General features: G+C 63.5%; 4 protein-coding genes. 2 read left to right on the top strand and 2 right to left on the bottom strand.

Translation table 11 applies throughout. From position 1 onward, the window contains the following. Nucleotides 1–959: DUF4082 domain-containing protein (locus C9424_RS10465; RefSeq protein WP_116766797.1), on the top strand; the 959-nt coding region annotated here is incomplete at its 5' end. A 25-nt stretch (nucleotides 960–984) separates the two neighbouring features. Continuing rightward, complete coding sequence (locus C9424_RS10460; protein ID WP_161958218.1) at nucleotides 985–2427, top strand: glycoside hydrolase family 30 beta sandwich domain-containing protein; 1443 nt, start codon at nucleotides 985–987, stop codon at nucleotides 2425–2427. A 24-nt stretch (nucleotides 2428–2451) separates the two neighbouring features. On the opposite strand, the gene C9424_RS10455 is transcribed toward C9424_RS10460, so the two are convergent. Beyond that, complete coding sequence (locus C9424_RS10455) at nucleotides 2452–3111, bottom strand: NeuD/PglB/VioB family sugar acetyltransferase (RefSeq protein WP_116766777.1); 660 nt, start codon at nucleotides 3109–3111, stop codon at nucleotides 2452–2454. 556 nt (nucleotides 3112–3667) lie between these two features. Beyond that, nucleotides 3668–6376: a helix-turn-helix transcriptional regulator gene (locus C9424_RS10450; RefSeq protein WP_116766776.1), complete on the bottom strand. Its 2709-nt coding sequence runs from the start codon at nucleotides 6374–6376 to the stop codon at nucleotides 3668–3670. Between the last annotated feature and the right edge of the window lie 305 nt (nucleotides 6377–6681).

Here is a 6681-nt window from a genome sequence, read left to right as displayed (position 1 = left end):
GTTCCGCCGCTGACAAGGCGCCCTTGCATGGCCTCGCGTCGGGCACCGACGGAGCCAACGGCGTTTACCGGTACGGCACCTCGACGGTGTTCCCCACCGACAGCTACAACAACACCAACTACTGGGTCGACGTCGTTCTGGCCACCACCGCCTCGAACACGGCGCCTGTTGTTTCCTCGGTGTCGCCGGCGAACAGTGCGTCAGCTGTCGACACAGGGGTCAATCCGTCGGCGACGTTTGATCAGGCGGTGACGGCGTCGTCGGTGGTGTTCACCGTGAAGGACGCGGGCAATGTTTCGGTGGCCGGTACGGTCGGGTATGACGCGGCGGGCAGGACCGCGACGTTTACTCCGGGGGGTGCCCTGGCGTTCAGCACCACATACGGGGTTACGGTCAGCGGTGCGACGAACGCGGCGGGGCAGACCATGGCGGCGTATTCGTGGTCGTTCACGACGGCGGCGGCTCCGTCGTCGTGTCCGTGCAGCGTGTTCAATCCGACGTCGGTGCCTGCGACCCTGGCGGCCAATGACCCGAACGCCGTGGAGGTGGGGATGAAGTTCCGTGCGGATGTGGCGGGGACGGTCACGGGGGTCCGGTTCTTCAAGGACGGCGCGAACACGGGAACCCATACCGGGCATTTGTGGACGGCGACCGGGACGCTCCTGGCGTCGGTGACGTTCACGGGGGAAACGGCCTCGGGCTGGCAGGAGGCGGCGTTCTCCACGCCGGTGCCGGTCTCGGCGAACACCACCTATGTGGTGTCCTACTACGCCCCGAACGGGTCCTATTCCGCCAACAGCGGCTACTTCAGTTCCGCCGCTGACAAGGCGCCCTTGCATGGCCTCGCGTCGGGCACCGACGGAGCCAACGGCGTTTACCGGTACGGCACCTCGACGGTGTTCCCCACCGACAGCTACAACAACACCAACTACTGGGTTGACGTCATCTTCAGCCCGTAGTCGGCAACGGAAAGGTGGCACGCACATGAGAACCGCTGAACGATTCTTGGCGGCTATGGTCGTGGGGTGCATGGCGCTGATGACCGCGTGTTCGGGCACCCTCGCCAACGATGGGCGGGCCGTTCCGTCCCAGGAGACGTCCAGCGGCCCTGCCGTGCCGCAGCACCCCAGTTCCGACGTTCCTGACCACTTCCAGACGGTCTCGGGCCTGGGGGTGAATGCGAACGTGCACAGCTGGGACAACGGCAGGCTCCGGCCGGCGATAGACATGATTGCTGACCTGGGTGAGGTCAATTGGCGCGTGATCATTGACAAGGCCGATTGGGTCACGGATAGGGACCCGTCAGATCCGGCCACTATTGATTGGGCCCGCTACACACCGATCTATGAACACGGCAAGATGGCCGATCTGTGGAACACGATCGAGTACATCTCGTCCAAGCCCGGACAGCAGGTCATGGTTAACGTCATGGGAGGCGTGCCGCAGTGGATGGGTGGGGACCACATCAACGCGTCGGACGAAGACCAATGGGTCCGCATGATTGCTTCCATGGTCGCCTACGGACGGAATGTCCGGAAACTGGACTTCACCTTGCTCAGCCCCATGAACGAGACTGACTGGAACGGGATCGAAGGACCCAAGGTGGGACCGGAACAATACGTGCGGCTCCTCCACAAACTTGTGGTCCGTTTGGACGGTTTGGGCCTCGGGAACATGCGGCTCGTCGGACCCGACACCGCGTCCGCGCCCAAGGCAAGCTCTGAATACCTTCAGGCACTGGACGCGGATCCCCTGGTCATGTCCCGGATGGCGCATTTCGGAATCCACAGTTACGACGGGAGCTCCGGAGGTGCCGCGGAGGCGCTGGCCAAATCCTCCCGTCCGGTGCTGGACTATTGGGTCACTGAATTCTCCGGGCCCTGTCCGGGCTGCGACACCGGCTCACCGAACCCCGCCGACTGGTCATCCGCCGCGCAAACAGCCTCCCTGGCGATCAAGCTCCTCCAGGAGGGCGCCGCAGGACTCATGCAATATGACGCGTGGGACGGCTATTACGAGCACCACGAAAGCACCGGCTATTGGGGCCTCCTCGCCTACGACCCGGACAAGCGTACTTACAGCCCACGCAAGTCCTACTACGTCCTCCGACAATTGATCCGCTACGTGCCACGCAATTCTGTCCGCATTGGGGCGTCGTCCGGCGACGAAAGTGTGGAAGTAGTGGCGTTCCAGGACCCCGCCTCAGGGCGCGTCTCGGTTTTCGGGCGGAACAATTCCGACTCAGCGGTGAAGGTGACGGTGCGGCTTCCGGGACTGAGCGGGAGCGTGCACCTTTCGATGTTTTCCACCGACCCCGAGCGTGACATGGCGGCCGCCGATGGCGCTCTGCTGGCCGGGGGGATAGCGAACCTGACGGTCGGACCGAACTCGGTCTTCACCCTGACCGGAAGCGCACCGAAAAGCTGAAAGGCGTCCGGACCGCGCCCCGGTTCACAGCTGCCCCGGCACTCCGCTAAATTCCCCCCGGTCGACCGGATGCGCCGGGACTCCCACCCACGTTTCGCCGTTGGGGACATCGTTCAAGACGGCGGCACCCATGCCGACCGTCGCGTACGCGCCGATCGACGTCCGTTCCCGCACACTGGAATTCATGCCGAGGTGGGCAGCACGTCCTATCCGGACCCCTCCGCCGAGTGTCGTACCGGCGGCGAACGTTGCGAAGTCTGCCACGACGTCGTCGTGGGTGAACGTGACCCCGGGCATGGCCACCACGTGCGAACCCAGGGTGACAGAGGCGGTCAGAGTCACGTTCTGCAACAGGATGCTTCCCCGCCCGATACGGCATCCTTCAGGCATCCGGACCGACGGGTCCAGCACGGTGGCATAGCGGTTACTGCCGATGCCGAGGGCACTCAGCCGTTCGACTACGGCCTCGCGTGGACGGCCGGAATCCATGCAGACCAGAAAGAAAGCGTGCGTGTACTGGCCCGAGTCGTCGATGGCTCCCAGGACGGGCGCTCCGTCCACGTCGGTGCCGACCATCGCGTCGTCGTCGAGGAACCCGACGACGTCGTAGCGTCCGTTGCTTCGAACGGTTGCCAGCACCTCACGGCCCAGGCCGGTGGCGGCGATCAGCACGAGCTCACTCACCTGGTCACACCCCGCCCGCTGCTCAGGACGCCGGCGCGGGGATGCCGAGCCCGCTGAGTAGACACGGGCGTGACGTTGGCTGGCAGCATCCGGACGCGGGTTCCGTCAGCTCCGGATGCCGCCAGCTCCTGTTCGCGGGTCCGTTGTGCAGCAACGGACCCGGCAATCCGGCCGGTAGGGGCCGGATTGAATCTGGGGTGGGTGGCCGCGGCCCGTGCGAAGCGGCGCTCCGCGCCGGAAGCCGCTCGATGTCTGCCGGGTTGCCTTTCCCGACGTACCGCTGGCCAAAACGCCATCCCCCACCTTCTCTCTCGCCGGACCTACGCGGCGCGGCGCCGATTCTTTTGCGGATCCATCCGACGGTTGCCGGTCACCTCGACCCGGTTCAAGAGTTCGCACTGTGTGCCTACGGAAAAACTAGCGCTGACGGAGGGTAAGGAACCGAAATCGGCGGCTCCATGTGGCCCGGGCGGGTGAAGTATGCGGGATCTGCGGGATTGTGGATGTCGCGAGCCCGCTCCGGGTAGGACACGGGGCGCAGGGAGCGGGCGCATCCCTAGACGGCCAGGATAGATGGCTCGCGGGCCAGCTCTGGTAAGGGAACTGTGCCTCCGGTAGATACAAGGCACGTCAGTTGGGAACGTGACTGGACCCCGAGCTTCCGATATATCGCAGTGAGGCGAACTTCGACCGTCCGGACGGATACGAACAGAGACGCAGCAATTTCCTTGTTGCGCCGGCCCCGGGCGACGAGCTGGACAAGCTCGCGCTCCTGGTCCGATAGCAGCGGCAGCGCCGGACCGTGGATCTCCGGGACATCCCGCAGGTGGTCGCCGAGCAGCATCGCGTCCACTGCCTGTGTCCACGACGCGGCTCCCGCCTCTTCGAACAGCGCCTTTGACTTCAGCAGAGCGTTCCTGGCGTCCTTGTGCCTGCCGGAAGTCTCCAGCCGCTCGGCATAGCAGAGAAGCGTCCTGGCCCGTTCGAACAAGGAATCATCCTTTTGCCAGGAATTCAGGGCCTGAACGAAGAGCTCCAGAGAATGATCTCCCTCCGCGACCAAGGCCCGCGATCGGGAGATGGCCATCCGCAGCCAGCGGGACCTCAGACCCGCGGCCCGGTACTCCATCCCGGTGAGAACTCGGGCGGCCTCGCGTCTGTGGCCCGTCCGGACCAGCACCTCCACCAGGTCGGCCTCGCAGCGAAGAAGGGCCGGGTTACCGAAACCGACTCCAATTTCGACAGCCCTCGACAGGAAGGTGCAGGCCTCCTCAAGGTCGCCCCGCATCAGCGCAAAATGCCCCTGGCACGCGAAGAGCTGCGCTGCTGCCGGCGGCGGCACGTCGGCGCTGACAAACTCTTGCGCCGGGGCAAGACAATCTCGGGCCGCCACCAGGTCCCCCACTGAATAGGCCCGCCAGAGCAGAAAGTTGTTGCACATCCCGCGGTGATACTGCTGGCTAGTTGCTGAACTGGCAATTTCGTCTATGAGTGCAATGGCGGAACGAAAGTTACCTGCGCGGATTTCGTTGTCCGCCGCGAAGTACCGTGCCGTCTCGCTCCAATTCGCATCGCTGGCCACGCTCAAGTTCCGAACAAGGGAAAAAAGGTCGCGGGCCCCCTCGTAGTTCTCGGCATATGTCAGAGCACGCCCCTTGAGCAGCAACGATGCCGGGGAACTGTGGGCGCCGCCGTCGGCCGCTCGGGAGATCTGATCAACGCTCCCTTTCACGGCGCCGGCAAGAAGTCTTGCGCGCTGGTTCACGGCCAGGGCTTCGCCGGACGCTTCGCCCAGGAAATGTTCCGCATACTCCAACAGTTGCTCGGCGTCCTCGACCTGCCAGCGCTCGGCCATGTGCAGGGCGCCGATGGAGAGGAGGCAGGCGGAGAACCCCGGATCATGATGCCCGAATTCCTTAATGAGCCGAAGCATCATGCTCGGCCGCACGGAATTGCCCTTCATCAACTCCATCTGGAAGTCGAGCCCAGTGAGGCGCAGCGTCAGCGCACGGTTTTTAGTGATCCGTTGTGCCCAGTCCAAGTAGCGTTTCGAATGAACGAATTCACCCCTACTGAACAGCACTTCGGCGATTGTGCCTAGCCTGGCAGCCGTCTCTGCCTCCCAGGGATTGATGGTGAGGGCCCGCTCGATGTACTCGACCGCGGATTGTGTCTCCTCCGCCCGCACAAGTTCAATGGCGTGGCGGAGCAGGGTGAAAGACGTGTCCCGGCGCACGGCCGGGGTGTAGCTCAAGTGCCACGGCCAGGCCAGGCGATCCGCTTTTTCGGCGACTGCCGCCAACGCGTGGTGATATGCGGTTCTTTCCGCAGGTTGCATCGCCGAGAAGACGTGCGCGCGCAGCATTTGGTTCTGAATGCTGAGGTGCGAACCGGTTCGGACGGCTATTCCGGCGGAGACAATTTCATCCACGCCCGCCCATAGGTCCCCGGGCATTTCCTCCAGAAGAGCGGCGCTGCTCCGGTAAGAAAGAGAAAGGAGGTCAAGTGCCCGCCGTCCTCGTGGCGAGAACGCCGAAATCGATGCCGCCAGATCAGACTCGAAGCTTCCGTTCCAGTGCAAGGGGACAGGGAGGGCGTATTGCCCCTGCAGTTGACGCCGAATCAGCTGATTGTAGAGGTTGATCGATGCCAACGGATTGCCGTGAGTAGCCGTTGCAACAGCGTGGATTACTGCTGTGCTGCCCACTCCGGGCGTTATGGCTTCGAGCATTCGTACAGCGTCGCTGAGGCTCAAATTCTCCAATTGAAGAGTGGCCAGCCGGGCAAACGGACTCTCCGGCGCCTCGCCGCGCATGCTCGCAATGAGCACCAGTCCTGTTCCTGCAAGGCGGCGAGCCAGGAAGCCGAGGACGGTCTGGCTGGCAGGGTCGAGTTGCTCGGCGTCGTCAATTACCACAACCGTCCGGTCCGCGGACCATTGCCGGAGAGCGGAGAGGAGCATCGTTGAAATGTCCGCGGCGTCGAGGTTTCCGCGCGGTGACGTGGCCACATAGTCGGTGAGGGGCGCCAGCGCCGGGTCGTCAATTCCGTTGAGCAGCGCGGTAAGGCCGGAAAAGGGCCAACTTGACTCGGAAGGATTGGCGCGGAAAAGGACAGAGCGATACTCATGCAGCTTCGGGATCTCCGCGAGAAGTGACGACTTGCCGCTTCCGTGGCCTCCCGTGACTGTCATCGCCGACTCGCGAGGGCTTCGGATCAGGGCAAGGACGCGGTCGATTTCCTTGGTGCGGCCGAACAAAACCATGAATCCCCCGCTCGTCCCCCAAAGACCGATCAGCTAGGGCTCTTTTCATTTCCGATGGAGATGGTGGAGACCCAACTGGCGTAATTCTTTTCAGACCAATCCGTCAGCCGGGGCATCCACGCTTTTCAGAGTGACGAAAGACCTGCCCATTGACTGCGTTGCCGCCAATCTAACGCGGGAATTCAACGGAGTTCTAGGGAAAATCCATAATCGGGTAGAGGCGCGTCGAAAGATGCGTAGCGGAACGCCGGCGGGTGCGTAAGGCGGTTTGGAAAATACTTGGACGGAGCAGTGGTCACCATCCC

This window comes from Arthrobacter sp. H-02-3, from assembly GCF_003097355.1.
GTDB lineage: Bacteria > Actinomycetota > Actinomycetes > Actinomycetales > Micrococcaceae > Arthrobacter > Arthrobacter humicola.
The sequence above is the reverse complement of the archived record's forward strand: the minus strand, read 5'-3'. Positions and strand labels throughout refer to the sequence as shown.

What these genes read in the sequence shown, in the direction of transcription:
- C9424_RS10460 (WP_161958218.1), top strand. Translation starts at nt 985, where the DNA reads ATGAGAACCGCTGAACGATTCTTGGCGGCTATGGTCGTGGGGTGCATG.
- C9424_RS10450 (WP_116766776.1), bottom strand. Translation starts at nt 6,376, where the DNA reads ATGGTTTTGTTCGGCCGCACCAAGGAAATCGACCGCGTCCTTGCCCTG.